General features: G+C 38.8%; 1 rRNA gene. It reads left to right on the top strand.

Going from position 1 to position 250, the window contains the following annotated elements:
- Positions 1-158 precede the first annotated feature (158 nt).
- Positions 159-250: ribosomal RNA gene (locus tag HG547_RS20705) — 16S ribosomal RNA — on the top strand; the annotation flags it as partial.

Raw genomic sequence — 250 nt, 5'->3', positions numbered from 1 at the left:
TTGGCGAGTAATCAAAGAATTAAATCAATGAATGAGTGTTCATAGCAATATGTACATACAGTAATGTATGAATTGAAACGCGATGCTTCTTAGTGAGCAACGCGAATCAAAACAGTAGAATTCATTGAGTCGTTTAACGCGAGTTAAACACAAAACTTTAATTGAAGAGTTTGATCATGGCTCAGATTGAACGCTGGCGGCAGGCCTAACACATGCAAGTCGAGCGGCAGCACAAGTAAGTTTACTTATG

Origin of the sequence: Shewanella sp. DNRA4 (assembly GCF_012843185.1) — a bacterium.
GTDB lineage: Bacteria > Pseudomonadota > Gammaproteobacteria > Enterobacterales > Shewanellaceae > Shewanella > Shewanella xiamenensis.
The sequence above is the reverse complement of the archived record's forward strand: the minus strand, read 5'-3'. Positions and strand labels throughout refer to the sequence as shown.